The sequence below is a fragment of the Streptomyces venezuelae genome, from assembly GCF_008642355.1.
Classification (GTDB): domain Bacteria; phylum Actinomycetota; class Actinomycetes; order Streptomycetales; family Streptomycetaceae; genus Streptomyces; species Streptomyces venezuelae_B.
The window spans coordinates 2,603,867-2,629,974 of sequence record NZ_CP029193.1 but is presented as its reverse complement, the minus strand read 5'-3'; the positions used below and the strand labels follow the sequence as shown (position 1 = coordinate 2,629,974).

Below are 26,108 nucleotides of genomic sequence, written 5' to 3'. Positions count from 1 at the left end.
GCTTTGGCTCCTGGCGGGGATGAAGAGGGGATGGGGGGAACCGAGGAAAGACGAAAGAAGTCGAAAGTCGACCACTGACCGTATGACGCGCAGTGGGTCCCTAGCAATCTTCCGTGACGTCAATCACCGGATAAAGGGGCAAACGGACTGAACCTCGGAGGTGTATTTCGCCTCCGACGGGGGAACGCCCACCCGCCCCCCGGCCCCGGTCCGCACCTCGGAATGGGCAGGCGCCCGGCCCGCGCCCTCACGTAGATTGCAGGTCCGGGACCACGGGTCCGGGGCAACGGGATCATTTGGGGAACAGCGTGGCATCGGCAAGGCAGTCAGTGGCAGAGGCCCGGCGGGTCGTCGTCAAGGTCGGGTCGTCGTCCCTGACCACCGCGGCGGGGGGCCTGGACGCGGACCGTGTCGACGCCCTCGTCGACGTGCTCGCCAAGAGCCGCGACGGCGGCCTGCGCGAGATCGTGCTCGTCTCCTCCGGCGCCATCGCCGCCGGACTCTCCCCGCTCGGCCTCGTGCGCCGCCCCAAGGACCTCGCCCGCCAGCAGGCCGCGGCCAGCGTCGGCCAGGGCCTGCTCGTGGCCCGCTACACCGCTTCCTTCGCGCGCTACGGCGTCCGCGTCGGGCAGGTCCTCCTCACCTCCGACGACATGGCCCGCAGGGCCCACCACCGCAACGCCTCGCGCACCCTCGACCAGCTGCTCGCCATGGGCGCGCTGCCCGTCGTGAACGAGAACGACACCGTGGCGACCGACGAGATCCGCTTCGGCGACAACGACCGGCTCGCCGCCCTCGTCGCCCACCTCGTCCATGCCGACCTCCTCGTCCTCCTCTCCGACGTGGACGGCCTCTACGACGGCGACCCCGCGAAGCCCGGCACCTCCCGCATCGACGAGGTCAGGAGCCCCGCCGACATGGCGCACGTAGAGATCGGCAGCGCGGGCAAGGCCGGCGTCGGCACCGGCGGCATGGTCACCAAGGTCGAGGCCGCCCGGATCGCCGCCGCCGCGGGCATCCCCGTCGTCCTGACCTCGGCGAGCCACGCCGGTGACGCCCTCGCGGGCCGCGCCACCGGCACGTACTTCCACCGCACCGGACGCCGCTCCGCCGACCGTCTCCTGTGGCTGCAGCACGCCTCCGAGCCGCGGGGCGCCCTCACCCTGGACGACGGGGCGGTGCGCGCGGTCGTCGAGGGCCGAAAGTCGCTGCTGCCCGCCGGGATCGCCGCCGTCGAGGGCGAGTTCGCCGCGGGCGACCCCGTCGAGCTGCGGGACGCCGCGGGCCGTGCGGTGGCGCGCGGTCTGGTGAACTTCGACGCCAAGGAGATCCCGTTGCTCATCGGGCGCTCCACGCGGGACCTCGCCAAGGAACTCGGACCTGCGTACGAGCGGGAAGTCGTGCACCGGGACGACCTCGTCCTGCTGCCCGGATAGCGGTCGGGAAAGCCCCAGGTCGCGTCGGACCGTCCGTCCCCCACGCCTCGTGCGCCCCGGCTGAAAACCGTCGCGCACGGCCCCCGCCGCCGGGCCCGCGGAAGGTGAAACTCCCCAAAACCGCCCCGCGGCACTGCTTGGCCTGCTCAACTTTGTTGAAGACAGTTCTGCACGACCGTTGCGTATCGGCACACCATTGCGTAAAGGAGGCCGTCGTGAGACGAGTGCGCCCTGGGGCGGCGTCCCGCGGCTCGGCTGAGCGGGCGCTGACGAGCGTCGCCGCGGGGACGGCGTACGAGAGCGAATCGCACCAGCCACACGCGGCCGACGCGGGCGAGAGCCGCGATGCCGAGCCGACGGAGACGCCCCGCCTGTGGCACGTCACGCTGAGCGTCTCGGGCAAGGAAGCGCCGTTGGACGAGGTCAGGCGGAGCCTCGAACAGCTCGCCCACGACCACCCCTTTCTGCTGACCAGCAGATACGCGCCGGACCACGCGGAGATCCGCTACTGGGAAGAGGCCCGCGACCTGCACGACGCCGCCGCGGTCGCCCTGCGTCTGTGGGGCGAGCACCGGCAGAGCGCCCAGCTGCCCCCGTGGGAGATCGTGGGGCTCGAAGTGATCGGCCGCGACACATATCACCAGCGCATCGCCGAGGGTTACGGACCGTTACCGGCCACCCCCGTCGGCGTGCACCCCTTTTGAGCCGTAGTCCCGCAGGACACCGGACGGACCGGTCTCGGGGAGTGGAACAGCGGGTGGACGCCCCGCGCACGGGGATTACCCTGCGGGCATGACGTCGCTCTCTCCCGTCTCGCCCTACGACAACCTCTCGCCGGTCGCCCAGACCGCCTACCGCGCCCGCGGCGCCGCCGCCACGCTCGCCCCGCTGCCGCGCTCCGCCAAGGACGACGCGCTGCTCGCGATCGCCGACGCGCTCGAAGTGCGGACCGCCGAGATCGTCGAGGCCAACGGCAAGGACACGGAGCGCGCCCGCGAGGCCGGCACCAGCGAGTCCATCGTCGACCGGCTCACCCTCACCCCCGAGCGGGTCCGCGCCATCGCCGCCGACGTGCGCGACGTGGCCGCCCTGCCCGACCCGGTCGGCGAGGTCGTCCGCGGCTCGACGCTCCCCAACGGCATCGACCTGCGCCAGGTGCGCGTCCCCCTCGGCGTCGTCGGGATCATCTACGAGGCCAGGCCCAACGTCACCGTGGACGCGGCGGCCCTCTGCCTCAAGTCCGGCAACGCCGTCCTGCTCCGCGGCTCGTCCTCGGCGTACGCGTCGAACACGGCCCTCGTGCGCGTCCTGCGCGACGCCGTGCACGGCGCGGGGCTGCCCGCCGACGCCGTCCAGCTCGTCCCGGGCGAGAGCCGCGACTCCGTGCGCGAGCTCATGCGCGCCCGCGGCCTCGTCGACGTCCTCATCCCGCGCGGCGGCGCCTCGCTGATCAAGACCGTCGTCGAGGAGTCCACCGTCCCCGTCATCGAGACCGGCACCGGCAACTGCCACGTCTACGTGGACGCCGCCGCCGACATCGACATGGCCGTCGACATCCTCATCAACTCCAAGGCGCAGCGCCCCAGCGTCTGCAACGCCGCCGAGACCCTGCTCGTGCACCGCGACATCGCCGACGCCTTCCTGCCGCGCGCGCTGGACGCCCTCGCCGAGGCCGGCGTCACCGTCCACGCCGACGAGCGCGCCATCACGTACGCCGAGGGCAGCAAGGCCACCGTCGTCCCCGCGACCACCGAGGACTGGGAGACCGAGTACCTCTCGTACGACATCGCGGCCGCCGTCGTCGACACCCTGGAGCAGGCCGTCGAGCACATCCGGCTGTGGACCTCCGGGCACACCGAGGCCATCGTCACCACCTCGCAGCAGGCAGCCCGCCGCTTCACCCAGCTCGTCGACTCCACCACGGTCGCCGTGAACGCCTCGACGCGCTTCACCGACGGCGGCCAGTTCGGCTTCGGCGCCGAGATCGGCATCTCCACCCAGAAGCTGCACGCGCGCGGCCCGATGGGACTGCCCGAGCTGACCTCCACCAAGTACATCGTCACGGGTGACGGCCACATCCGCTGAATTCCCCTTTGCCCTGCCCAAATTGACCCTTCCAGGTCTAGGCTGGAGGGGTGCCGGAGGACGTGGGGGGCACGCCGTCGTTCCCTGACGGCTGGGAGCCCGACGACGACCGCGACCGCGGGGGTGCGGACGAAGAGTTCGCCTCCGTGGTCTTCGACGAGGACTTCGTGCGGGCCGCGGAGATCCATGAACCGACCGCCGTGGAGCGGCTGTTGGCCGCTGCCGAGGCGCGCGCCGCGGCCTCCGAGGCGGAGGCCCGCAGGGCGCGCACCCGCGGCCGGTCCCACGACACGGCGGACGACGAGCTCTACGAAGACGGCTTCGGCCCCGACGACGGAGCCGAGTTCGCCCGCGACGACGACCTCGACGACGCCTACGAACACGGCCCCCCGGACGGGCGGTACGGCCGCCCGGGCCGCCACCCGGGACAGGCGCGCTGGCACCGCCCCATAGCGTGGATGCTCGCCCTCGTGATGGGCATCGGCATGGTCGCCCTCGCCTTCACCGCCGTCTACCGCGGGGCCTCCTCCGGCGGCCAGGGCCAGGTGCCCGCGCCCGCCTCCACCGAGGTCGGGCAGAGCGCCGGTGACGAGGCGTCGCCCAGCCCCTCCGTCTCCGCCGAGTTCAGCCGGTCCGCGGCGCCCGCGACGCCCCGTACGCCCTGAGGCGCACCCACGTGATGCCGTGTCAGAAGTTGTCGTGTACCAGGGCGTTTACCTGACGGCCCGGAGACCTACCCTGAAGGTATGGGCGGGCCAGGAGATCCACCCGCGGGGACACCCGAGGGCGCTGCCGGTGGCGGCGAGGACGAGTACCGATCGGTTGTCTTCGACGAGTCGTTCGTGCGGGCTGCCCGCCTCCAGGAGTTCTCCGCACAGGAACGCATAAGCGACCACACGCGCGCCGTGCGCCGCCGCCCCGGACTCCACCGGACGCTCTCCCGGCAGCTGTTGATACTCGTCGTCCTGATAGCCGTCGCCTTCGGCACCGCGATCTACATGGGCCTGCGCAGCCCGTACCAGTCCCCGGCCGCCAAACGCCCAGAGCCCCTGCGCATGACGGTGACACCCCTCGCACCGACCGGTCGCGTACCCGGCTCGAAGAGCGTCTCCGACCTGTACGCGCACAGCCCCGCCGCCGAGTTCCGCGTCGGCGCCGAGGGCATCAATCTCCCGCCCGCGCGCCGCACTTCGCACTTCTCGGACAGTCAGGTGATGGGCGCCCTCGTCACCGCCAAGGACTACCTGGTCGAGTCCGCGCTCGACCCGGACGTGCTCGCCGGCGGCTCCCCGCGCGACGTACGCCTTCTCATCGATCCGCAGCAGTACGCCCAGTTCGACCGCAGCTTCAACCGTCCGGCGGCCGACGGACGGCACGCGGCGACGGGGTGGCTCGTGCGGTTCGACCCGGCGCGGACCGCGCTCGCCGACCGCCGGGTCAGGACCGAGGGCACGCTGCGGATCGTCGAGACCGACAAGAACACGCTCGAGGTGACCTCGGACCACACGTTCGTGTACGCGTTGCGGGCGGTCGAACGGGGGGACCGCGCGGACGCCCGGCGGGCCAAGGGAACCGACGACGCGCGGGCGCGGGCGTCGCTGTTCACCGTCCGCCGCGAGCTGCACTTCCGCTTCGACCGCGACGACCTGCGCATGCACCGCGCAGAGGTGCTGACCTCCGTGACGCAGGCGGGCCCGCTCGCCTGTGCCGCAGGGACGGCGGACCACCTGCGGCCGCTGCTCGCCGGGGAGCGGGCGAAGACGGGCGGCCCGGCCGGCACGGATCCGTACGCGACCGGGGGAGCGACGCCGCTGTGCGGCTCGCTCGCGGCGTCGGCCCAGCCTTCGCTGTCGGCCCAGCCCTCCCTGTCGGCGTCCTGAAGCGGTGTGGCGCGACGGCTACGGCTGCTTGTCCTCCGGCGGCGTGCTGGTGCCGTTGTCCGGGCCCGTGCCGCTCTGTCCCGAGAACTTGCCGCGGAGCTTGCCGCCGAGGTCGCCCGCGCCGCCCGCGATGTCGGTGACCAGCTTCATCAGCGGGTCCTTGCTGTTGCGGACATCGTCGGCGTACGACGACGCGGACTGCCGGAAGGAGTCGGAGACCGACGTGTCCTTGTCCTCGTCGCGGCGGGGGTAGTGGCCGTCCATGATCCGCTGGAAGTCCCGCGACTCGGCCCACTTCTTCAGCTCGGCGGCGCGGACCGCGGCGAAGGGGTGCGTGCGCGGCAGGACGTTGAGGATCTTCAGGACGGAGTCGCGCAGGTCGCCCCCGGCCTCGTACTCCTCGGCCTGCTCCAGGAACGCGTCCACGTTCATCTCGTGCAGGTGGTTGCCGCCCGCGAGCTTCATCAGGCCGCGCATCGAGGCCTTCAAGTCCTGCCCGACCAGCAGGCCCGCCCGGTCCGCCGACAGCTCGGACTTGCGGAACCACTCGCGCAGGCCCGTCACGATCGCCATGATCGCGACGTTGCCGAGCGGGATCCACGCGACCTTCAGGGCGAGGTTCGTGAGGAACAGCAGGATCGTGCGGTAGACGGAGTGGCCGGAGAGGGCGTGGCCCACCTCGTGGCCGACCACCGCCCGCATCTCCTCCTCGTCGAGCAGCTCGACCAGGCCCGTGGTCACGACGATGATCGGCTCGTCCAGACCGATGCACATCGCGTTCGGGTTCGGGTCCTGGTTCACGTACATCGGCGGGACCTTCTCCAGGTCCAGGATGTAACAGGCGTCCCGCAGCATGGTGTTGAGATGCGCGAACTGCGCGTCGGACACGCGTACGGAGTCCGACAGGAACAGAAGCCTCAGGCTCCGCTCGGGGAGCAGGCCGCTGAGGGCCTTGAAGACCGTGTCGAAGCCGCTGAGCCTGCGCAGGGCCACCAGGGCCGAACGGTCCGCCGGGTGCTCGTAGGCGCGCGACGAGATGCCGGGAAAGCGCCTGCGCTGCCGGCTGGGCATCCGCTCGTGGCCCTCGCCGCCCCCGCCGCGGTGGTTGTCGTCGGTCATGCCGCATCCCCCATGTCTCGTCCTCTCGTGCCCCCGAGGTGGGGCCAAGCCTAGGCGGAGATACCGTGACAGGGCAGCACACAGAAGGAGTCTTCCGTCATGGAGCACAACCCTGGGGCCGACTGGCTCACGGAGGCGGCCAAGGCCGCGGAGCAGCAGGGACCGGGCAATCTGCTGCGGATCGTGCTGATCGTCATGGTCGTCGGATGCGTACTGGTCGGCTGGTTCCTCCTGCGGGGGTACCGCAAGGGCGCCTCCGAGGATGCTTCCGGGGATGTCCGCAAGGGTGCCGACGAGGGCGCCGGCAGGAGCGCCGACGAGGGCGCCGACAAGGGTGCCGACCACCGCAACGGCTGAGTCGGCGTAAGGCGAGGCGGGCCTCCCGCTTACGATGGGCCGGAAGTCTTTATGTCCATCCCACCTCCGGATAGGTCCTGCCTGAGATGAGCCTCCACAGCAACGCCGCCCAGCTGGTCACTCTCGCCTCCGAGGGCGGCGAGCACGGCGGCAACCACGAAAGCCTCAGCCCTCTCCTCACCGGAGGCGGCGCGCTCGTCGTCCTCCTGCTGCTCCTGTGGATCACCACCCGCTTCAACCGGGACCGCTGAACGGGACCGCTGAAACAGAGCCCGTCCGCCGGGCCGGTAGGGTCTGCACGCATGGGAGAGCAGGACATGCCTACCGGTCCGGAGACCGGTCCGGTGAGCAACGGCAAGCGCCGCCTGGGCGTCATGGGCGGAACGTTTGATCCGATCCACCACGGACACCTCGTGGCGGCAAGCGAGGTCGCCGCGCAATTCCACCTCGACGAGGTGGTGTTCGTGCCGACCGGCCAGCCGTGGCAGAAGAGCGACAAGCAGGTCTCGCCCGCCGAGGACCGCTATCTCATGACGGTCATCGCGACCGCGGAGAACCCGCAGTTCTCGGTCAGCCGCATCGACATCGACCGCGGCGGGGCCACGTACACCACGGACACACTGCGCGATCTGCGTGCCCTCAATCCCGACACGGACCTCTTCTTCATCACGGGCGCCGACGCCCTCGGCCAGATCCTCACCTGGCGGGACACGGAAGAGCTGTTCTCCCTCGCGCACTTCATCGGGGTCACCCGGCCCGGCCACACGCTGGCCGACCCCGGGCTGCCCAAGGGCGGTGTCTCCCTGGTGGAGGTGCCCGCCCTGGCCATCTCGTCCACGGACTGCCGCGCGCGCGTCGCCAAGGGCGATCCGGTCTGGTACCTGGTGCCCGACGGTGTGGTGCGTTATATCGACAAGCGTGAGCTGTACCGCGGCGAATGAGCCGAGAGGGGCACCGGTGAACGACCGACAGTACGACCCTTATGCGGGCACCGACCCGTATGCGGGCGAGTACGCGGGTGAGTACGCGGCCGACCAGTACCAGGTCGTCGGGTACGACGAGTACGGGCGGCCGGTGTACCAGCAGGTTCAGCAGGCCCAACAGGTCCAGCAGGCCCAACAGGTCCAGCAGCCACAGGTGCCTCAGCAGTCCCAGCAGCCTCAGGGGTACGGGTACGACCCGTACGCGGGCGGGCAGCAGGGGTACGACGGGTACGGCGGGGCCGGAACCTCGTACGACACCGGCCATAGCCCCTATGGGGCGGCCACGCCCCAGGACACCGCCTGGATCCCACAGCAGCAGACGCAACCCGAGCCGCCGGCACCGGAGCCCGCGCCGACGCCCCCGCCCCGTCGCGAGCAGCCCGGTGAGTACAAGACCGAGCAGTTCTCGTTCATCGAGGAGCCGGACGAGGAATCCGAAGACGTCATCGACTGGCTGAAGTTCACCGAGAGCCGCACCGAGCGGCGCGAGGAGGCCAAGCGGCGCGGGCGTTCCCGAGTCGTCGCGCTGGTCGTGGTCCTCGCCTTGGTGATCGCCGGCGGCGTCGGCTACCTGTGGTTCGCGGGCAAGCTCCCCGGCCGGTCCGGCGACGACGGCGGTGCGGCCGCCGCGTCAGGACCGCAGAAGCGCGACGTGATCGTTCTGCACCTGCACGACACCAAGGGCGGCGGCACCTCGACCGCGCTCCTGGTGAACAACGCCACCACGGAGCGGGGCGCCACCGTCCTGCTGCCCAACACCCTCGCCGTGTCGGACGACGACGGCACGCCGACGACGCTCGGCAAGTCCGTCGACGACGACGGCTCGACCGGCACCCGCGACGCGATCGACACGGTGCTGGGCACACAGGTCGAGGGCACGTGGCGGCTCGACACCCCGTACCTGGAGAACCTCGTCGAGCTCGTCGGCAACATCGACATCGACACGAACACCGACGTGCCCGACCCCAAGGCCAAGAAGGGCGAGGCCCCCCTCGTCAAGAAGGGCGAGCAGCAGACCCTGAGCGGCAAGATGGCCGTCGCGTACGCCACGTACCGCGCGTCCGGAGAGCAGGAGGCCGACCAGCTCCAGCGCTTCGGAGCGGTCATGCAGGGCGTCCTGCGCAAGCTGTCGTCGGACCCGCAGGCGGCCACGACCACGGTGCAGTCGCTCGCCCAGATCCTCGACCCGTCGCTGGAGGACAAGGACCTCGGCGCCTTCCTCGCCAAGCTCGCCGACCGCGCCAAGGGCGGCGACTACAAGACGACGCTGCTGCCGGTGGGCCAGGGCGGCACCCTGACCGACGGCGCCGGAGAGGCCGTGGTCAAGGACGTGCTCGGCGGCGCGGTGACGAGTCCGGAGAAGGACGCGGCCGTGCGGGTCGGCGTGCGGAACGCCACCGGGAAGAAGGACGCGACCCAGGACGCCCGGGTCTCCCTGGTCAACGGCGGCTACACCTTCATCGACGGCGGCGCGGGCCCGGCCGCCCGGCCCGCCTCGCAGGTCACCTACGCCGACGCCGACAAGAAGGAGCAGGCCACCGAGGTCGCCAAGACCCTCGGCCTGCCGGAGAGCGCGGTCCGCAAGGGGACGACGGCAGCCAACGCCGACGTGTCCGTGGTGCTCGGACAGGACTACAGGACCAGGTGAGAGCGGTCGGCGCGGGCCATGCCGACGGGCCCGCGCCGGGGCGGTGACGTAATCGTCTGGGGCGCTGTCGGCGGTCCGTGAGACCCTTGGGTTGTATCCACCAGCCGAAGGAAAGCTCACTAGTGACCGCCACGGACCGCTCCACCGAGCTCATCACCGTCGCCGCCCAGGCGGCTGCCGACAAGCTCGCGCACGACATCATCGCGTACGACGTCAGCGACGTGCTGTCGATCACGGACGCCTTCCTGCTCGCCTCCGCACCCAACGACCGCCAGGTCAAGTCGATCGTCGACGAGATCGAGGAGCAGCTGAACAAGCAGCTCGGCGCCAAGCCGGTCCGCCGTGAGGGCGACCGCGACGCCCGCTGGATCCTCCTCGACTACGTGGACATCGTGGTGCACGTCCAGCACAGCGAGGAGCGTGTCTTCTACGCGCTGGAGCGCCTCTGGAAGGACTGCCCCGAGATCGACCTGCCCGAGGACGCCAAGGCGACCCGCGGCAAGGGCGCCGAGCACGCCGAGCAGCAGGCCGCGGAGGAGGCCGACCTGGACGGTGAGCTGCGTTGACCCACCGCGGCCCGCGGATCATCCTGTGGCGGCACGGCCAGACGGCGTGGAACCTGGAGCGCCGCTTCCAGGGCTCCACGGACATCGAGCTGACCGAGACGGGCGTCGCCCAGGCCAAGCGCGCCGCCCGGCTGCTCGCCTCCCTGAAGCCGGACGCCATCATCGCCTCCGACCTCAAGCGCGCCGCCGCCACGGCCGGTGAGCTCTCCGCGATCACCGGTCTCCCCGTCACGCACGAGGAGGCGCTCCGCGAGACGTACGCGGGTGAGTGGCAGGGCCTGACGCACGACGAGATCATCGCCCGCTTCGGCGACCAGTACGCCGCGTGGAAGCGCGGCGAGGCGGTGCGCCGCGGCGGCGGCGAGCTGGAGACCGAGGTCGCCGACCGGGCCGCTCCCGTCGTCTTGCGCCATGCCGAGAAGCTGCCCGAGGACGGCACGCTGGTGGTGGTCAGCCACGGCGGCACGATCCGTACGACGATCGGCCGTCTCCTCGGCCTGGAGCCCCACCACTGGGAGGGACTCGGAGGCCTCACCAACTGCTGCTGGTCGGTCCTCGGCCGCGGCGCGCGGGGCTGGCGCCTCCTCGAGCACAACGCCGGCACGCTGCCGGAACCGGTGCTCGGCGACGACGACTGAGCCCCCGGGCGGGCGCCCGGACCCGGATTTCACATTCCGGCTGGTCGCAGGCTAAAGTTCTTCTTGTTCGCCCGCCGAGCGGGAAGAACGCAAGGGGCTATAGCTCAGTTGGTAGAGCGCCTGCATGGCATGCAGGAGGTCAGGAGTTCAATTCTCCTTAGCTCCACAGTCCCGGAAATCCCGTCCCCGTCAGGGGGCGGGATTTTTCTGTGTACTCCGCCACGACCTCTTCACTCCGGTCCGCGCAGACCGTGGCAGAATCGGACGGCCGGAAGGGGACGCAGCCCGACGGGAGGGAGAGAGCGATGCCTGCGAGCATCTTCGGAGAGGTCGACCACCCCTCCGAAGCGGCGGCGGTAGGACAACGGTCCGCGCTCCGCACGCTCCTCGACTGCCCTTCCTGCGGCTCGTCCCACGTCGCCCAAGTACTCGGTGACAACGGCGGCGTCTCGTACGTGTGCACCGCCTGCGGCCACAGCTGGAGCTGATCGATGGGTGCACACCGGCGGAAATGCGATTGGTGCGGCAGTGGTACGCCGATCGTCCGCGACATGGAACCGGTCAACCCGGAGTACCAGTACTGGTGCGAGGAATGCGCGCGGGCGCTGATCATAAAAGGCGACCCCATCGAGACGTACCGCGAGCTGGAGGGGGAGCCGATCTACGGCAGGCTCCTCGACGAGCACTGCACCCTCAAGCGGTTCTACTCGTTCGCCACCGCGTGACGGCGACCCACAGGAACGTAGAAGCGGTCACTGCGTAGAGGGCGGACAGCGTCATCTGGCCATAGTTCTGGTCGAGTTCGAGCCGCCCCACGCCGTGGGGCACCCACCACAGGGCGTACGAGCAGAAGACCAGGCACACGGCCCCGGCCGCCGCCCACCGTGGCCGACCGCCCCACCGCTCCGCCTCCGCCCACAGGAGCAGCGCCATCGGCACGCACCACACCCAGTGGTGCGACCACGACACCGGGCTCACCAGAAGCGCCGTCGCGGCGCAGCAGAGCACCGACCGGGCCCGCTCTCCGCGCAGCGCGGCGGCCACCGCCACAGCGAGGCCCCACGCGCCGGTCACGGCGGCCGTCAGGACCCAGGCGGTGCCGGGCTCCCCGGTGTGCAGGAGCCGCGCCAGGACGCCGCGCAGCGACTGGTTCGCGGTGTCCTCCGCAAGCCCGACACGGCCCGCCTCGAAGACCATCCGGGTCCAGAACCGCCATGAGTCGTACGGCAGGACGGCTGCCCCGAGCAGTGTCGCCCCGGCGAACGAGACGGCCGCCACGCACGCGTGCCGCACGGCGGGCCGCCACGGCCCGCGCCGCACCGCCTCGGCGGTCCCGGTGAGCAGCAGGAGGGCCGCGAAGAGCGCGGGCGTGAGCTTGACCGCCGCGGCGACACCGATGCCCACACCCGCCCAGCGGTGACCGGTGCGCCGGGTCAGGTCCCACAGGACGAGGACGGCGAGCAGCAGGTTGACCTGTCCGTAGCGCAGCGTCGTCCACACCGGCTCGCACCACACGGCGAGGGCGGACGCCCACAGAACGCTCTCCACGCGCGCGTGCCGTTCGTCGACCAGCCGCAGGGACAGGTGCACGAAGGCGACCAGGAGCGCCAGGTTGCCCAGCGTCGCGAGGGCGCGCATGGCCGCCGTGTCCAGCAGGGTCAGCGGGGTGAAGAGGAGCGCCGCGAACGGCGGGTAGGTGGTGGGCAGATGGGCCTCGGTGGTGCGCAGCGCGTAGAGGTCGCCGCCCGCGCGCACGGTCTCGCCCTCGGCCCGGTAGACCATCAGGTCGATCATCGAGACGTCGGCGGCGCGCTGGGCGAGCCAGAAGGCCGTGAAGGAGAGCAGGCAGGCCCCGGCGGCCAGGGGTACGCGGCGGCGGGCGGCGGGGAGCGCGAGCACGGTCACGAAGGCTGACAGTACCGCCCGTATCCGCCCACACCGGCCCAGACCGGAAACGATTTGGTGGAGCACGGGTATGACCGTGTAATGTTGGCGGAGCCGCCGGGGAAACCGGGCGGACAAGCAAGGGGCTATAGCTCAGTTGGTAGAGCGCCTGCATGGCATGCAGGAGGTCAGGAGTTCAATTCTCCTTAGCTCCACAGGATATGAGCGGGCCACCCGAATCGGGTGGCCCGCTCTTTCGTGTCCGGCAGCTGCTGTCTCCTCACTGCCTTCCGCTGCCGAGCGCGCGGCGGCTCCGGCCCGCCGGGAGCGCGGCGGGCAACGCCGTGCGGGACGGAGAGGTCTCCTTCGGTGCCTCCTCGATGCGCAGGGCCAGCGCGGGGCAGCGCCGCACGGCGCGGGTGGCGCGTGCTTCGGAGTAGCGCGGTACGGATGCTTCCGCCACCGACGGGAAGCCGTCGGGGCCCAGCTGGATCAGCTCCGGGACGATGTCCGCGCAGAGACCGTGTCCCTGGCAGAGCGTCCAGTCGACGGCCAGGGTGCGCCCACTGGGAGCCTCTGCCGGCGGCGTGTCCTCCTGGAGGGGGAGGACGCCCTCGACGGGGCGGCCGCATCCGCCGCCCAGGACGTGCGCGGCGAGGTCGTCCGTGAACGCCGAGATCGACGACTCCAGGAAGGCCGCCGAACCGTCCGGGTGCTTGCACGCGCCGCGCCGCTTCACGGCCCGTGTCACCTCGCGCAGCGCCTCGAGAGCGGTCGGTCCGCCGCCCTGAAGGACGTCGGAGAGGCCGCGGGCCGCCGCGGGCAGGCCGAGGTAGCAGGGACCGCACTGCCCGCTGCTCTCGGCGGCCAGCCAGTGCGCGACCCGCAACGACTCGCCGAGCGGGCATGTGCCCTCGCCGATCGGCAGGATCGCGCCCGCGCCGAGCGCGCCCCCGCACGCGTCCAGGGAGGCGCGGGAGACGACCGCGTCGTGTGCCGTCACCCCGTCGAGCCACCTGCCGTGATAGCCGCCCGTCAGCACGCCCTGGGGAAGCGCCGGTGCGCCGGCCAGCTGCAGGACGTACTGGAGGGGCACTCCGGTGGGGACCTCGACGACCATCGGCCGTGCGACCGCTCCGGAGAGGGTCAGCAGGACGGTGCCCGGTTCGTCGCGCAGGCCGGTGCGGCAGTAGCGGTCGGCGCCGGTCCTCGCTGCGACGGCGAGCTGGGCGAAGGTCTCCGCGTTGGAGAGCAGGGTGGGGGCGCCGCCCACTCCGGAGTCGGACGTCCGCACCTTGCGGCCCGGCGGCAGCGGGGGACCGCCGTCCGCCGAGCGGACGAGGGCGGAGGACTCCCCGGTGACCATGCGCACCGGATTGCGCTGCACGCGCGCGCGGAGGGCCGCTCCGCGGCGGTTGCCGAGTCCGCGCTCGGCCAGCGCGGTGCGCATCGACGCCTCGGTCGAGTCGCGGGTCAAGCCGACGACCAGGGTGCGCGCCCCGAGGGCCTCCGCGGCGAGGAGGGCGCCGTCGAGGATGAGGTGCGGCGCGCGGTTGATCAGGACGGTGTCCTTGCGGCAGGCGGGCTCGTCCTCGCTGCCGTTGACGACGACCACGGGCCGTACGCCACGACGGATCGCCGCGTCGGCGACGGACCGCAGCTTCCGGGCGAAGGGGAAGCCCGCGCCGCCGCGGCCCCGCAGGGCGATGTGTTCGGCGAGGCGGGCGAGCGGTTCGCCGGCCATCGGTTCCAGCGGGCCGTGCACCTTCAGGTGCATGGCGAGGTCGAGGCGTTCGACGAGGTCGAAGCCCGAGGTGAGCAGGGGCAGACCGACGACGCGGACTTCGGGGACGTCGGGGAGCGAGGCGTTCACGGGTGGCCTCCGGTGGCGGCGTTCCAGGGCTCGCCCGAGCTGGGGGCCTGAAAGGGCCGGTGCAGCGGTTCGGTGGCGGGGCCGCGGTCGTACGCGGGGTCGAGGGGGGCGTCGTACGAGGCGTCGTAGACGGGCTGGGGCGCGGTGTCGTAGGTCGGCTGGGGCGCGACGTAGGGCGACTCGGCGGGCGGCGGCGGGGAGGGCGCGGGCCAGCGGCACGCGGGTTCGGCGCGGGGCGGCGGGACGGTGGGGTGCGGCGGGGGCGCGGTGACGCTCACGGCGCGGTAGGCGGCCGAGATGCCGACCACGGGGTCCGTCGCGGGGGTCGGGGCGTTCGTGCCGGGCAGCGGGGTGGAGAGGGTGTCCCGCGCGGGAGGCTCGTCCCGGTGCGGGGTCGCGCGTTCCGGTTCGAGCAGGGAGAGGATGCGGGCGGCGACCTTCCGCTTGACCGGTCGCGGTGCCGCGCGGAGGGCGACTGCCCCGGCGACCGCGACCAGGCACAGGGCGTACAGCGTGACCACCCAGGGCTTCGGCTCGCGGCCCGCGTACAGACCGTGGATCAGCGCCGAGCACCAGGCGGGGTAGGCCAGCATGTGCATGGCCCGCCAGCGCGACGCGATCCGTGCGGGTGAGGCGAAGGCGCTGCGGAGGGCGCCGGTGACGGCCGTGGCGACCATCAGGAGGCCGGCGAGCGAGCCGAGGCCGATGAGTCCGGCGCTGCCCGTGACGCCGAGCCCGAAGGGCATCAGGGCCCCGAACAGCGACACGTGGTCGAGGGCGACCTTGACGGTGCCGTGCAGCAGCAGGAAGCCGACGGAGGCGATGGCGGTCGCGCGGTGGACGGCCTGGGCGAGCAGCCGCTGGCGTGAGTGCAGGAACAGCCGGTCGGTGGCCACCAGGCCCCAGACCACGGCGGCGGTCAGTGAGACCAGGGAGAGGACGCCCGCGGTGAAGTCGATGGCGGCCCGCAGGGCGTCACCGCCGGCGAAGACGAGCAGGGGTATCAGGAGCAGAGCGCCGATGCCGAAGACCCGTGGAACGGGCGAGCGGGCTGCGGAACGCGGGAGGGAACGGCTCTTGCGGTGCGGGTGCAGAGGGTTCATGGGGCGGCTCCGAAGTGGTTCGGTCCCGCCGCATGCTAAGTCGCTCCATACCGGTGGGTACGGGGTTTGAGTTATTGCGTTGTTATCAAAGCGCGACGCGATCTTGGTGTTGCCCCGATAGTGGGCGGTACGCGGAGTAATCCTTGGCCAACGCCTAAAGGTGGCATCAGTGCGGCGGTCCGTCGCGGCGACGGCGCGGAAGCTCGTCGCGGGCCGCGGGAGCGCTGCGGTACCCTGACGCCATGCGTGCCGTACGCCTTCTGCTTAGCGGGCCGCGCTGATCAGTCCCGACCGCCGGTGAATCGCGGTCGGAATCGGCGCGGCGTCCCCTCCTGTGCGAGGGGCATTTTTGTTTGACCAGCACGGTCAATTCCGCAGGCAGAGACGATCGATGGAGCTTTGAGGATCATGAGCGAGACGAATTCTGCTGCCGCCTCCGAGGTGGCCGCGCCGCACCGCTATACGGCCGCTCTGGCCGCCGACATCGAGGCACGCTGGCAGGACTTCTGGGACGCCGACGGCACCTACGAGGCGCCGAACCCGAGCGGGGACATGGCCGCGCGGGACGAGGCCGAGGCCGCGCTGGTGGCCAAGCCGAAGAAGTTCATCATGGACATGTTCCCGTACCCCTCCGGAGCGGGCCTGCACGTCGGTCACCCCCTGGGATACATCGCCACGGACGTCTTCGCGCGCTTCCAGCGCATGACGGGACACAACGTCCTGCACACCCTGGGCTTCGACGCCTTCGGCCTGCCCGCCGAGCAGTACGCGGTCCAGACCGGCACCCACCCGCGGGTCTCCACCGAGGCCAACATCGAGAACATGAAGTCCCAGCTGCGCGCGCTGGGTCTGGGCCACGACAAGCGGCGCTCGTTCGCGACGATCGACCCCGAGTACTACAAGTGGACCCAGTGGATCTTCGTCCAGATCTTCAACTCCTGGTACGACACCGACGCCGCGAAGGCCCGCCCCATCGCCGATCTGGTCGCCCAGTTCGAGAGCGGTGAACGCGCCGTACCGGACTCCACGCGCGCGTGGAGCGAGCTGGACGCCGCCGAGCGCGCCGAGGTGCTCAGCCAGTACCGCCTGGCCTACGCCTCCGACGCGCCCGTCAACTGGTGCCCCGGCCTGGGCACCGTCCTGGCCAACGAGGAAGTCACCGCCGACGGCCGCTCCGAGCGCGGCAACTTCCCCGTCTTCAAGGCCAAGCTGCGCCAGTGGAACATGCGCATCACGGCGTACGCCGACCGCCTGCTGGACGATCTGGACGCGCTGGACTGGCCCGAGGCCATCAAGCTGCAGCAGCGCAACTGGATCGGCCGTTCCGAAGGCGCCCGCGTACGTTTCCCCGTGGGCATCGAGGGCGACGCGATCACCGTCTTCACCACCCGCCAGGACACCCTGTTCGGCGCGACCTACATGGTCCTGGCGCCCGAGCACGACCTGGTCGACAAGGTCATCCCGGACGCCTGGCCCGAGGGCACCCACGAGACGTGGACCGGCGGGCACGCCACCCCGGCCGAGGCCATCGCCAAGTACCGCGCGTTCGCCGCTGCCAAGTCCGACGTCGAGCGCCAGGCCGACGCCAAGGAGAAGACCGGCGTCTTCACCGGCGTCTACGCCACCAACCCGGTCAGCGGCGAGCAGGTCCCGGTCTTCATCGCCGACTACGTACTGATGGGCTACGGCACCGGCGCGATCATGGCCGTCCCGGCGCACGACAGCCGCGACTTCGCCTTCGCGCGCGCCTTCAACCTGCCGATGCGCTGCGTGGTGGAGCCGTCGGACGACCGCGGCACCGACCCGCGCGCGTGGGACGACGCCTTCTCCTCGTACGAGGCGAAGCTGATCAACTCCGCGAACCAGGAGATCTCCCTCGACGGCATGGACGTCGCGGGCGCCAAGGCCCGCATCACGGGCTGGCTGGCCACCCGCGGCATCGGCGAGGGCACCGTCAACTTCCGGCTGCGCGACTGGCTGTTCAGCCGCCAGCGCTACTGGGGCGAGCCGTTCCCGATCGTCTACGACGAGGACGGCGTCGCCCACGCGCTGCCCGAGTCGATGCTGCCCCTGGAACTGCCGGAGGTCGACGACTACTCCCCGCGCACCTTCGACCCGGACGACGCGAACACCTCCCCGGAGACGCCGCTGTCCCGCAACGAGGACTGGGTCAACGTCACCCTGGACCTGGGCGACGGCCCGCGCACCTACCGCCGCGAGACCAACACCATGCCCAACTGGGCGGGTTCGTGCTGGTACGAGCTGCGCTACCTGGACCCGCGCAACGACCAGCAGCTGGTCGACCCGGCCGTCGAGCAGTACTGGATGGGCCCGCGCGAAGGCCAGCCGACCGGCGGCGTCGACCTGTACGTGGGCGGCGCCGAGCACGCCGTGCTGCACCTGCTGTACGCGCGCTTCTGGTCGAAGATCCTGTTCGACCTGGGCCACATCTCGTCCGCCGAGCCGTTCCACAAGCTGTACAACCAGGGCATGATCCAGGCCTACGTCTACCGGGACAGCCGCGGCTTCCCGGTGCCGGCCACCGAGGTGGAGGAGCGCGACGGCACGTTCTTCTTCGAGGGCGAGCCGGTCAAGCGCGAGCTGGGCAAGATGGGCAAGTCCCTGAAGAACGCCGTCACGCCGGACGAGATCTGCGACGAGTACGGCGCGGACACCCTGCGCCTGTACGAGATGGCGATGGGCCCCCTGGACGTGTCGCGCCCCTGGGACACGCGCGCGGTCGTCGGCCAGTACCGGCTGCTGCAGCGGCTGTGGCGCCTGATCGTCGACGAGGCGACCGGTGAGGTCACCGTCGCCGACGTCGCCGAGGCGGACATCGACGAGTCCACCCTGCGGGCCCTGCACAAGGCCATCGACGGGGTGCGCCAGGACCTGGACGGGATGCGGTTCAACACCGCCATCGCCAAGATCACCGAGCTGAACAACCACCTGACGAAGGTGGGCGGCGCGGTGCCCAGGTCCGTCGCGGAGCGCCTGGTGCTGCTGATCGCGCCGCTGGCCCCGCACATCGCCGAGGAGCTGTGGCGCAAGCTGGGCCACACCGACTCGGTGGTCCACCAGGACTTCCCGGTCGCCGACCCGGCGTACGTCGTGGACGAGTCCGTGACCTGCGTCGTGCAGATCAAGGGCAAGGTCAAGGCGCGCCTGGAGGTCTCGCCTTCCATCTCCGACGCCGAGCTGGAGAAGGTGGCGCTGGCCGACGAGCGGGTCGTGGCGGCACTGGACGGCGCGGGCATCCGCAAGGTGATCGTGCGGGCGCCGAAGCTGGTGAACATCGTTCCTGCGTGACGGCTCGCGTGTGCCGGACGGTTCGCGTGTGCCGGACGGCTCGCGTGTGACTGTTCGCGCGTAGCGGTATAGGGGTCTTCCCTTACGGGCAGGTTGGGGGTTCCGCTGGAACCTCCGGCCTGCCTTCTCCGTTTACGGTGGAAGAGGTCGATGGAGCGGACCGAGCCGACCGGATGCGGAGAGGAGCGTCATGGAAGCCGTGGGCGCGATCGTGGCGCTGCTGTTCGTGCTGTTCCTGGTGGTGGGCATCTACGCGACGGTGAAGGTCGTCAAGGCGGCCAAGCGAGGCGTGGACCGCACCATCACGGAGGCCCGCCGGACCGTGGAGGACACCACACTGCGGGCGAAGAGCTTCGCGCAGACCGGCAGCGCCGGGGAACTGGCGCAGCTGCGACTCTCCTTGCGCACTTCCATGCGGGCCACGCAGGACGTCCTCCAGGCGGGGGCCCCCGACGACGCCTCGCTGAAGGAGACCCTGCAACTGTTCGAACGGCTCAGCGTCCACGGACACGAGCTGGACGACGAGCTGCGTCGCCTTGAGCGCGACCCGGACAAGGCGGCCCTGACCGAACGGCTTCCCGCGCTGCGGGAGCGCACGGAACAGATCACGAAGGCCGCCGACTCCCTGCGGTGGTCGGCGCGCGACCGGGCCCGGCGATTCGCCGACGACGACCTGGACTCGCTGAGCACACAGATCGACATGGAGGCGGGTGCCCTGCGGCACTGGACGACGGAGCCGGCGCCCGACCGGGCCGCGGCCCCGGCCGCCTGGCCCGACCCCGCGTCCGGCCCTTCGTTCGAGCCCTCGCCCGAGCCCTCGCCGGAAGAGCCCGGGGCGGCCCGTCGGGCGGCCCAGGAGCCGACGCGGCCCGCGATCACTCCGCCCGGCGCGCGGGTGACGTATCCGTGGGAGAAGAAGGCCAAGCCCGAGAGCACGACCTGATCCGCCCGGCGCCGGAGCACCGGGGCGGGGAGGGCCCGGACTGCCACCCGACGGCGCAGACAGGTAACCTCCAGCTCATGTCCCGCCATGTCGCGATCGTCACGGATTCAACGGCCTACCTGCCGCAGGAGACGATGGAGCGGCACAACATCACCGCGGTGCCGCTGACCGTGGTCCTGGGGGACCAGGCGCTGGAGGAGGGCACCGAGATCTCGGCCCGCTCCCTCGCCCTGGCCCTGCAGAAACGCAAGTCGGTGACCACGTCCCGGCCCAGCCCTCAAGTCTTCGCGGACACTTACCGCAGGATCGCCGAGACGGGCGCGACCGACATCGTCTCGCTCCACCTGTCCGCCGAGTTCTCCGGCACGTACGACGCCGCGGTCCTCGCCGCGAAGGAGTCGCCGGTGCCGGTGCGGGTGGTGGACACCGGCATGGTGGCGATGGCGCTCGGCTTCTGCGCCCTCGCGGCGGCCCAGGCCGCGGAGGCCGGCGACTCGGCGGAGGAGGCGGTGGCCGCCGCCGAGAAGCGGGCGGCGGGAACGTCCGCGTTCTTCTACGTCGACACGCTGGACTATCTCCGCAGGGGCGGCCGCATTGGCGCGGCTCAGGCGCTCTTCGGCTCCGCGCTCGCCGTCAAGCCGCTGCTGAAGCTGGACGGCGGCCGCATCGACATGCTGGAGAAGGTACGGACGGCGTCGAAGGCGATCGCCCGTCTCGAGGAGATCGTGGTCGAGCGCGCCGGTTCCGGCCGGGTCGACGTCGCGGTGCACCACCTGGCGGCCCCGGACCGGGCGTCGACGCTTGCCGAGCGGCTCAGGGAGCAGGTGCCGGACCTCGGTGAACTGCACGTGAGCGAGGTCGGAGCGGTGATCGGGGCGCACACGGGGCCGGGACTGCTGGGGGCTGTGGTCTCGCCTCGTTGAGGTGGGGCCCGCTGTCGTGTCAGACCCCTGTCACGTCAGACCCCTGTCGCGTCAGACCGCTGTCGTGTCAGTCCCACGTATGGGTGGCGGAGTTATCCACAACTGCCGGGTAGTCCACGGAATTTGAGCAAGATCAACACGTGGTGCGGGCGGTCCGTAGCGTCGTCGGCATGACGACTCGATCAGTTTCCCGGACAGTTTCCGCGACGAGCGGGCCTGGGCGTGGCCCGGGGTCCGACGGGCGTGCGGCGGACGGGCGCGCGGCGGGCGGGCGTGCACTTGATGGCCGCGCCGGTACGCGGCACGCTCGCGGGCGGGCCCGGCGCCGACGTGCGTCGGGCGATGCGGTCAGGCGGCGGGCGGAGAGCCTGTTCGCGGAACCACAGCCACCGCCTTGGCCTGCGGTGCCTCTGCCCTCGCCCTCCCCGCAGCACCCGCCCTCGCCCTCACCCTCGCCGAGGCTGGAGGTGGCGGGTCCGGATGCGGCGCTGGTGGGCGGGAGCTGGGGCACGAAGGAAGAGGCGCCGGTAGAAGTAGCGGCCTCGTGTGAAGTAGTGGCCTCGTGTGAGGGGGAGGGCGCGCAGGCGGGGACCTCGCGGAAGGAGCGGCTGGGGCTTGCCGTGCGGGAGCGGCTGCCGATGTGGGTGCAGGCGAGGTGCGGGCTCGAACGACGAGCCGTGGTGGCGCTCGTCCTGGTCCTCGGGGTCGCCGCGGTCTTCGCCGCCCAGCATTTCTGGACGGGACGGGCCCAGCCGGTACGGCCACCGGACGTGGTCCGTGAGGCGGGGGCTGACGCCGAGCGGGGCGCGCAGCCCGCTCCGTCGCCGGGACCTGCGGTGCAGGCGGGGAGGACGTCGGCGGGTGCGGGGGCGGCTGCGGGAGACGCCGGTGCCGCGGGCGTGATCGTGGTGGACGTCAGCGGGAAGGTCCGCAAGCCGGGCGTTCATCGGCTGCCCGCCGGATCCCGGGTGGCGGACGCGCTGCGGGCCGCCGGCGGGGTCAGTCCGGGCACGAAGACGGGCGACCTCAATCGGGCGCGGTTCCTGGTGGACGGTGAGCAGGTGGTGGTGGGCGGGACGAGTGGCGTGGGGGCCGGGTCGGCTGGACCGGGTTCCGGCGGGTCGGGGACGACCGGACCAGGTGCGGCCGGTCCGGGTGCGGCCGGATCGGGTGCCGCCGGGACAGGAGCCGCCGGTCCCATCGGCCTGAACACGGCGACCGCGGAGCAGCTCGACGAACTCCCCGGAGTAGGCCCCGTATTGGCGCAGCACATCCTCGACTACCGCGCTCAGCACGGCGGTTTCCGCTCGGTCGAGGAGCTCCGCGAGGTCAACGGCATCGGTGACCGGCGCTTCGCCGATCTCCAGGGTCTCGTACGGCCATGACGCGCCCGGCGGTTCACCTCGCGTCGGGCCACCGCCTCGGCGCCTCGCATCCCCGGCAGGAGGGCCCGGCGGACCTGCGGCTCGTGCCGCCCGCGCTGGCGGCGTGGGGTTCTGCGGCCCTGATGCTGGACGCCCCACCGCGCTGGGCGATCACCACGGTGGCGGTCGGCGTACTGGCGGCCGGAGTCCTGTTGGTGACATGGACGGCTCGGGGTGCCGGAGGTGGCGGACCCGCTCGGACAGGGCCCGGCGGACCGAGACGGTGGGGCCGCTTCACAGCCGCCGCGGCTCTGCTGTGCGCCGCTGGGGCGGCGGCCTCGGCGGCGCTGCACGGGGCGGACCTGAGGCGCGGGCCGGTACCGGCGTTGGCAGGCGAATACGCTCACGTGGAAGCGGAGTTGAGGGTCACGTCCGATCCTCGGCGCACCCGTCCCCGCGTGGCCGGCGCACACGCCATGCCGCCGGCCGTGCTTCTGGACGCGGAAGTCCTTCAAGTCCTACAGGCGGACGGCACATCGACCGGGACCCGCACCCCGGTCTTGGTGGTGGTGCGAAGGGAGGCCGACGGGCCTGCCTCCGCCGCGCCCGCCGCCTCCGACCAGGATGTGGCCCACCTCACTACCCCCACTCCCTCCTGGACCGCCCTTCTGCCGTCGACGCGCGTACGGGTGAAGGGGCGGTTGGCGCCGCCGATGTCGGACGGGGGCCGGGCCGCCGCTGTGCTGCGGGTGGACGGGGAGCGGGCGCCCCGGATCGTGGGGGCGCCTTCCGGGGCGCAGCAGGTGGCCGGAAAGCTGAGGGGCGGATTGCGGGAGGCAACGGACGGCCTGCCGGCCGATGCCCGTGCGTTGCTCCCCGGGCTCGTCGTCGGGGACACCTCACGGGTGCCGGCCGAGCTGGACCAGGCGTTCCGGGCGACCGATCTCACGCATCTGCTCGCTGTGAGCGGGGCGAACCTGACGATCGTCCTCGTCCTGCTCATCGGGCCGCCGGGTCTCGCCCAGCGGGCCGAGCGGCGCGGTCTCGCGCCGAGGCTGGGCATCCCGTTGCGCACGACCGCGGCGCTCGGCGGGGTGCTGACCATCGGGTTCGTCATTGTCTGCCGACCGGACCCGAGCGTGTTGCGGGCCGCGGCCTGCGGGCTGATCGCGTTGCTCGCCATCGTCACGGGACGGCGCCGGTCGCTCGTTCCGGCGCTGGCGACGGCGGTGCTGGTGCTGGTCCTGTACGACCCGTGGCTGGCCCGGAGCCCCGGATTCCTGCTCTCTGTCCTGGCCACCGGTGCCCTGCTCACCCTCGCGCCGCGCTGGGGCGCGGCGTTGCGCGGCAGAGGGGTGCCGGCGAGGTTGGCCGACGCGCTGGCCGCCGCGGCCGCGGCTCAGGCGGTCTGCGCACCCGTCGTCGCCGTCCTCGCGGCGCGGGTGAGTCTGGTCGCGGTGCCGTGCAATCTCCTCGCCGAGTTCGCCGTCGCGCCTGCCACGGTGCTCGGGTTCGCGGCGCTGGCGGTGGCGCCGGTCGCGATGCCCGTTGCGAAGGCGCTCGCGTGGGGCGCGAGTTGGCCGACGGAGTGGATCGCGGGTATCGCTCGCACGGGGGCGGCGCTGCCGGGGAACGGTGTCGACTGGCCGGGCGGCTGGCGCGGGGGGCTCGTGCTCGCGGTGGTCACCGTGGTCCTCGTCCTGCTGGGGCGCCGGATCGTGCGGCATCCCTGGGTGGTCGCGGCCTGTGCCGCCCTGTTCTTCCTGGTGGTCGTCCAGCCCCCGCCCGTCACGCGGGTGATCACGGGGTGGCCGCCGCCGGGGTGGCGGCTTGTGATGTGCGACGTCGGGCAGGGGGACGCGACGGTGCTCGCGGCGGGGGACGGCGCGGGGGTGGTGGTCGACGCGGGGCCCGACCCGCTGTCGGCGGACCGGTGCCTGCGCTCGCTCGGGATCACACGGGTGCCGCTCGTCCTGCTCACGCACTTCCACGCGGACCATGTGGCGGGGCTGCCCGGGGTGCTGCGGGGACGCGAGGTGGGGGAGATCCAGACGACGGGGTTCCGGGAGCCGCCGGAGCAGGCCGACTTCGTGCGGAGGCAGGCGGCAGTCGCGCGGGTTCCGGTGGTGTCGGCCGTGGCGGGGGAGCGGCGCAGGGCCGGGCCTCTGGACTGGCAGGTGCTGTGGCCTCCGGCGGGGCCGGTGCCGAGACCCGAGGGGCCGAACGACGCGAGCGTGACGCTGCTCGTGCGGACGGGTGGGCTGACGATGCTGCTTCTCGGCGACTTGGAACCGCCCGCGCAGAGGGCGTTGTTGCGGAGCCCGGCCGCGGCGTCGCTCGGCTCCGTGGACGTGCTGAAAGTCGCTCACCACGGCTCGGCCCACCAGGACCCGGGCCTGCTGCGCAGGGCGGCGCCGAGGCTGGCACTGATCTCGTGCGGTGCGGACAACTCGTACGGCCATCCGTCGCCCCTCACCCTGGCGGCGCTGCGGGCCGGGGGAGCGCAGGTGCTGCGCACGGACACGGATGGGGCGGTCGCGGTGATGGGGGAGGGGACGGAGCCCCGGGCGGGGACGGGGTCCCGGGCGGGGGTGGGGTCCCGGGGTGCGCCCAGGCTCGAAGTGGTCACGCGCCCGCCGTGAGCGTCTCCTCCCACGCCCGTCGTGGCCAATTCGGGCCAGTCGCGACACTTCGCGGCGCATCGGCAGCATTCCCGTGATCTGGGTCCGTGTTGCATCGAAAGCCGCAACGGTGATCGAATGCCCTTTCGTTGCAGTTTGCAGGTGTTGTCAAGTAAGGCGGGGGTGTGTCGCGCGTGTTCGGCCGCTGGCTGGGAAACCGTACGAATCGGACCGGACGGGTGGGGGCCTTGTCGGCGCTCACGGTCCCGTCGAGTGCGGGGGTGCTCAGCTGCCGGGTGCTCGACCCGGTGAGCGAGCCCGTGCGGAACGCGGAGTTCGTCGTCAGTGATGCCATGGGGCGCAAGGTCGTCGGTGGGGGCACCGACCCCTTCGGGTCGTTCGTCACCGCTGTTCCGGCGGGGGACTACCGTCTCGCGGTCTCGGCGGAGGGGTTCACTCCGTATCGGGCGAGCGCCACGGTGGCGGAGGACGCGCACGCCTCGCTCGGCGACGTCACGCTCCAGGTCGCCGCGCCCCCGACGCTCCCCGAGCCCGGCGACTGGGAGGTCGACCCGCTGCACTCGTCGGTCTGCTTCACCGCGCGGCACATCGGTCTGGCCCGGATCCGTGGCCGGTTCAACAGCTTCGCGGGTGCGATCCGGATCGGGGAGCGGATGGAGGACTCCGCGATGCACGTCGTGATCGACGCCGCGTCCATCGACACGGCGGTCCAGATGCGCGACGACCACCTGCGCTCCGGTGACTTCCTCGACGTGGGGCGGTTCCCGACGATGGAGTTCTACAGCGACCGCTTCGTCCACAAGGGCGGCAGCCGCTGGGCGATATCCGGCGGCCTGACGCTGCACGGTGTGACGCGGACGGTCACGCTCGACACGGAGTACCTCGGGGTCGGCAAGGGCCTTGAGGGCGAGACCCGCGTCGCCTGCCGCGCCACCACCGAACTGCACCGGGACGACTTCACGATCACCTGGCAGACGATGCTGGCCCGTGGGATCGCCGCCGTCGGGCACAGCATCACCATCGACCTCGACATCCAGGTCATACCGAAGAGCGGTCCGCAGGGCGGCTGACCGTTCGCCACGGGAGCCGGCCTCCGGTCGCTACGGGGCCTCCAGCCAGCCCTCGTGTTCCGCGGCCAGTTCGTCGAGCGCCGACGGGTCGAGGCGGGCGTCGGGGTCCTCGACCACGACCAGCCACTGGGCGTCCTCGGCGTCGTCCTCGCCCGCCAGGGCGTCGCGGACCAGCTGCGGCTCCTCGGCCACGCCGAAACGGTCGGGGAGCTCTTCGGCGACCACCTCCGCGGCATCGCGGTCGGGCAGCACCAGGACATGTCGTACGTCGCTCACCCGACCATT

24 protein-coding genes and 2 tRNA genes are annotated in these 26,108 nt (G+C 71.9%); 21 read left to right on the top strand and 5 right to left on the bottom strand.

Annotated elements, in window-relative coordinates; all coding sequences use genetic code 11:
* Positions 1–308: 308 nt before the first annotated feature.
* The 5 genes from proB (at position 309) to DEJ47_RS12115 (ending at position 5,401) form a co-directional block, all read left to right on the top strand.
* Entirely contained in the window at positions 309–1,436 is a 1,128-nt protein-coding gene (gene proB / locus DEJ47_RS12135) for a glutamate 5-kinase (RefSeq protein ID WP_150167678.1), read from the top strand.
* Between the two features lie 215 nt (positions 1,437–1,651).
* On the top strand, positions 1,652–2,140 hold the full coding sequence (locus tag DEJ47_RS12130; protein ID WP_150167676.1) for a hypothetical protein: 489 nt from the start codon (positions 1,652–1,654) through the stop codon (positions 2,138–2,140).
* Positions 2,141–2,228: 88 nt separating this feature from the next.
* Positions 2,229–3,521, top strand: coding sequence for a glutamate-5-semialdehyde dehydrogenase (locus DEJ47_RS12125; protein WP_150167674.1), 1,293 nt, complete (start codon positions 2,229–2,231; stop codon positions 3,519–3,521).
* Positions 3,522–3,571: 50 nt separating this feature from the next.
* Entirely contained in the window at positions 3,572–4,186 is a 615-nt protein-coding gene (locus DEJ47_RS12120; protein ID WP_150167672.1) for a hypothetical protein, read from the top strand.
* Between the two features lie 81 nt (positions 4,187–4,267).
* Positions 4,268–5,401, top strand: coding sequence for a hypothetical protein (locus DEJ47_RS12115; RefSeq protein WP_150167670.1), 1,134 nt, complete (start codon positions 4,268–4,270; stop codon positions 5,399–5,401).
* A gap of 18 nt (positions 5,402–5,419) precedes the next feature.
* Here the strand turns inward: DEJ47_RS12115 and DEJ47_RS12110 are convergent, their stop codons facing one another.
* The gene (locus tag DEJ47_RS12110; RefSeq protein WP_150167668.1) at positions 5,420–6,520 is read right to left on the bottom strand and encodes a M48 family metallopeptidase; all 1,101 of its coding nucleotides are present in this window, start codon (positions 6,518–6,520) and stop codon (positions 5,420–5,422) included.
* Positions 6,521–6,619: 99 nt separating this feature from the next.
* Between DEJ47_RS12110 and DEJ47_RS12105 the strand changes: the two genes are divergently transcribed.
* From DEJ47_RS12105 to DEJ47_RS12070, 9 genes are all read left to right on the top strand, one after another.
* Positions 6,620–6,877: a hypothetical protein gene (locus DEJ47_RS12105; protein WP_150167666.1), complete on the top strand. Its 258-nt coding sequence runs from the start codon at positions 6,620–6,622 to the stop codon at positions 6,875–6,877.
* A gap of 86 nt (positions 6,878–6,963) precedes the next feature.
* Positions 6,964–7,128 carry a hypothetical protein gene (locus tag DEJ47_RS36410; RefSeq protein ID WP_165283532.1) on the top strand — a complete coding sequence of 55 codons (165 nt, stop codon included), beginning with the start codon at positions 6,964–6,966 and terminating at the stop codon, positions 7,126–7,128.
* A gap of 51 nt (positions 7,129–7,179) precedes the next feature.
* Positions 7,180–7,818 carry a nicotinate-nucleotide adenylyltransferase gene (nadD, locus tag DEJ47_RS12100; protein WP_055568631.1) on the top strand — a complete coding sequence of 213 codons (639 nt, stop codon included), beginning with the start codon at positions 7,180–7,182 and terminating at the stop codon, positions 7,816–7,818.
* A 16-nt stretch (positions 7,819–7,834) separates the two neighbouring features.
* Positions 7,835–9,508 (top strand): LCP family protein, encoded by a 1,674-nt coding sequence (locus DEJ47_RS12095; protein ID WP_150167664.1) that lies wholly within the window; start codon positions 7,835–7,837, stop codon positions 9,506–9,508.
* A gap of 122 nt (positions 9,509–9,630) precedes the next feature.
* Positions 9,631–10,074, top strand: coding sequence for a ribosome silencing factor (gene rsfS / locus DEJ47_RS12090; protein ID WP_150167662.1), 444 nt, complete (start codon positions 9,631–9,633; stop codon positions 10,072–10,074).
* Complete coding sequence (locus tag DEJ47_RS12085) at positions 10,071–10,712, top strand: histidine phosphatase family protein (RefSeq protein ID WP_150167660.1); 642 nt, start codon at positions 10,071–10,073, stop codon at positions 10,710–10,712. Before rsfS ends, DEJ47_RS12085 begins: the two co-directional genes overlap by 4 nt.
* A 93-nt stretch (positions 10,713–10,805) precedes the next feature.
* Positions 10,806–10,878, top strand: a tRNA-Ala gene (locus tag DEJ47_RS12080).
* Positions 10,879–11,017: 139 nt separating this feature from the next.
* Positions 11,018–11,200: a hypothetical protein gene (locus DEJ47_RS12075; protein ID WP_150167657.1), complete on the top strand. Its 183-nt coding sequence runs from the start codon at positions 11,018–11,020 to the stop codon at positions 11,198–11,200.
* 3 nt (positions 11,201–11,203) lie between these two features.
* A complete protein-coding gene (locus tag DEJ47_RS12070) occupies positions 11,204–11,437 on the top strand; it encodes a hypothetical protein (protein ID WP_023588762.1) in 234 nt (77 codons plus the stop codon).
* On the opposite strand, the gene DEJ47_RS12065 is transcribed toward DEJ47_RS12070, so the two are convergent.
* Positions 11,406–12,617, bottom strand: a complete 1,212-nt coding sequence (locus tag DEJ47_RS12065) for a glycosyltransferase 87 family protein (protein ID WP_223828322.1) — start codon at positions 12,615–12,617, stop codon at positions 11,406–11,408. The two genes, DEJ47_RS12070 and DEJ47_RS12065, sit on opposite strands and share 32 nt — an antisense overlap.
* Before the next feature lie 121 nt (positions 12,618–12,738).
* Here DEJ47_RS12065 and DEJ47_RS12060 point away from each other — a divergent pair.
* Positions 12,739–12,811, top strand: a tRNA-Ala gene (locus tag DEJ47_RS12060).
* Positions 12,812–12,876: 65 nt separating this feature from the next.
* Here DEJ47_RS12060 and DEJ47_RS12055 read toward each other — a convergent pair.
* Together DEJ47_RS12055 and DEJ47_RS12050 are read right to left on the bottom strand one after the other, a co-directional pair.
* The gene (locus DEJ47_RS12055; protein ID WP_150167655.1) at positions 12,877–14,469 is read right to left on the bottom strand and encodes an NADH-quinone oxidoreductase subunit NuoF family protein; all 1,593 of its coding nucleotides are present in this window, start codon (positions 14,467–14,469) and stop codon (positions 12,877–12,879) included.
* Positions 14,466–15,572 (bottom strand): hypothetical protein, encoded by a 1,107-nt coding sequence (locus DEJ47_RS12050; protein WP_223828321.1) that lies wholly within the window; start codon positions 15,570–15,572, stop codon positions 14,466–14,468. The genes DEJ47_RS12055 and DEJ47_RS12050 overlap by 4 nt, the downstream gene beginning before the upstream one ends.
* Before the next feature lie 408 nt (positions 15,573–15,980).
* Between DEJ47_RS12050 and leuS the strand changes: the two genes are divergently transcribed.
* The 6 genes from leuS to DEJ47_RS12020 all read left to right on the top strand — a co-directional run bounded on the left by leuS (position 15,981) and on the right by DEJ47_RS12020 (position 25,823).
* On the top strand, positions 15,981–18,881 hold the full coding sequence (gene leuS / locus DEJ47_RS12045; protein WP_150167653.1) for a leucine--tRNA ligase: 2,901 nt from the start codon (positions 15,981–15,983) through the stop codon (positions 18,879–18,881).
* Between the two features lie 190 nt (positions 18,882–19,071).
* Positions 19,072–19,824 carry a hypothetical protein gene (locus DEJ47_RS12040; RefSeq protein ID WP_150167651.1) on the top strand — a complete coding sequence of 251 codons (753 nt, stop codon included), beginning with the start codon at positions 19,072–19,074 and terminating at the stop codon, positions 19,822–19,824.
* A gap of 77 nt (positions 19,825–19,901) precedes the next feature.
* On the top strand, positions 19,902–20,747 hold the full coding sequence (locus DEJ47_RS12035) for a DegV family protein (RefSeq protein ID WP_150167649.1): 846 nt from the start codon (positions 19,902–19,904) through the stop codon (positions 20,745–20,747).
* A gap of 170 nt (positions 20,748–20,917) precedes the next feature.
* Entirely contained in the window at positions 20,918–22,132 is a 1,215-nt protein-coding gene (locus DEJ47_RS12030) for a ComEA family DNA-binding protein (RefSeq protein WP_150167647.1), read from the top strand.
* The gene (locus DEJ47_RS12025) at positions 22,129–24,753 is read left to right on the top strand and encodes a ComEC/Rec2 family competence protein (RefSeq protein WP_150167645.1); all 2,625 of its coding nucleotides are present in this window, start codon (positions 22,129–22,131) and stop codon (positions 24,751–24,753) included. Before DEJ47_RS12030 ends, DEJ47_RS12025 begins: the two co-directional genes overlap by 4 nt.
* Before the next feature lie 173 nt (positions 24,754–24,926).
* Positions 24,927–25,823 (top strand): YceI family protein, encoded by an 897-nt coding sequence (locus DEJ47_RS12020; protein WP_150175577.1) that lies wholly within the window; start codon positions 24,927–24,929, stop codon positions 25,821–25,823.
* Between the two features lie 30 nt (positions 25,824–25,853).
* Here DEJ47_RS12020 and DEJ47_RS12015 read toward each other — a convergent pair whose 3' ends face one another.
* Positions 25,854–26,099 carry a hypothetical protein gene (locus DEJ47_RS12015; protein WP_150167643.1) on the bottom strand — a complete coding sequence of 82 codons (246 nt, stop codon included), beginning with the start codon at positions 26,097–26,099 and terminating at the stop codon, positions 25,854–25,856.
* Positions 26,100–26,108 lie beyond the last annotated feature (9 nt).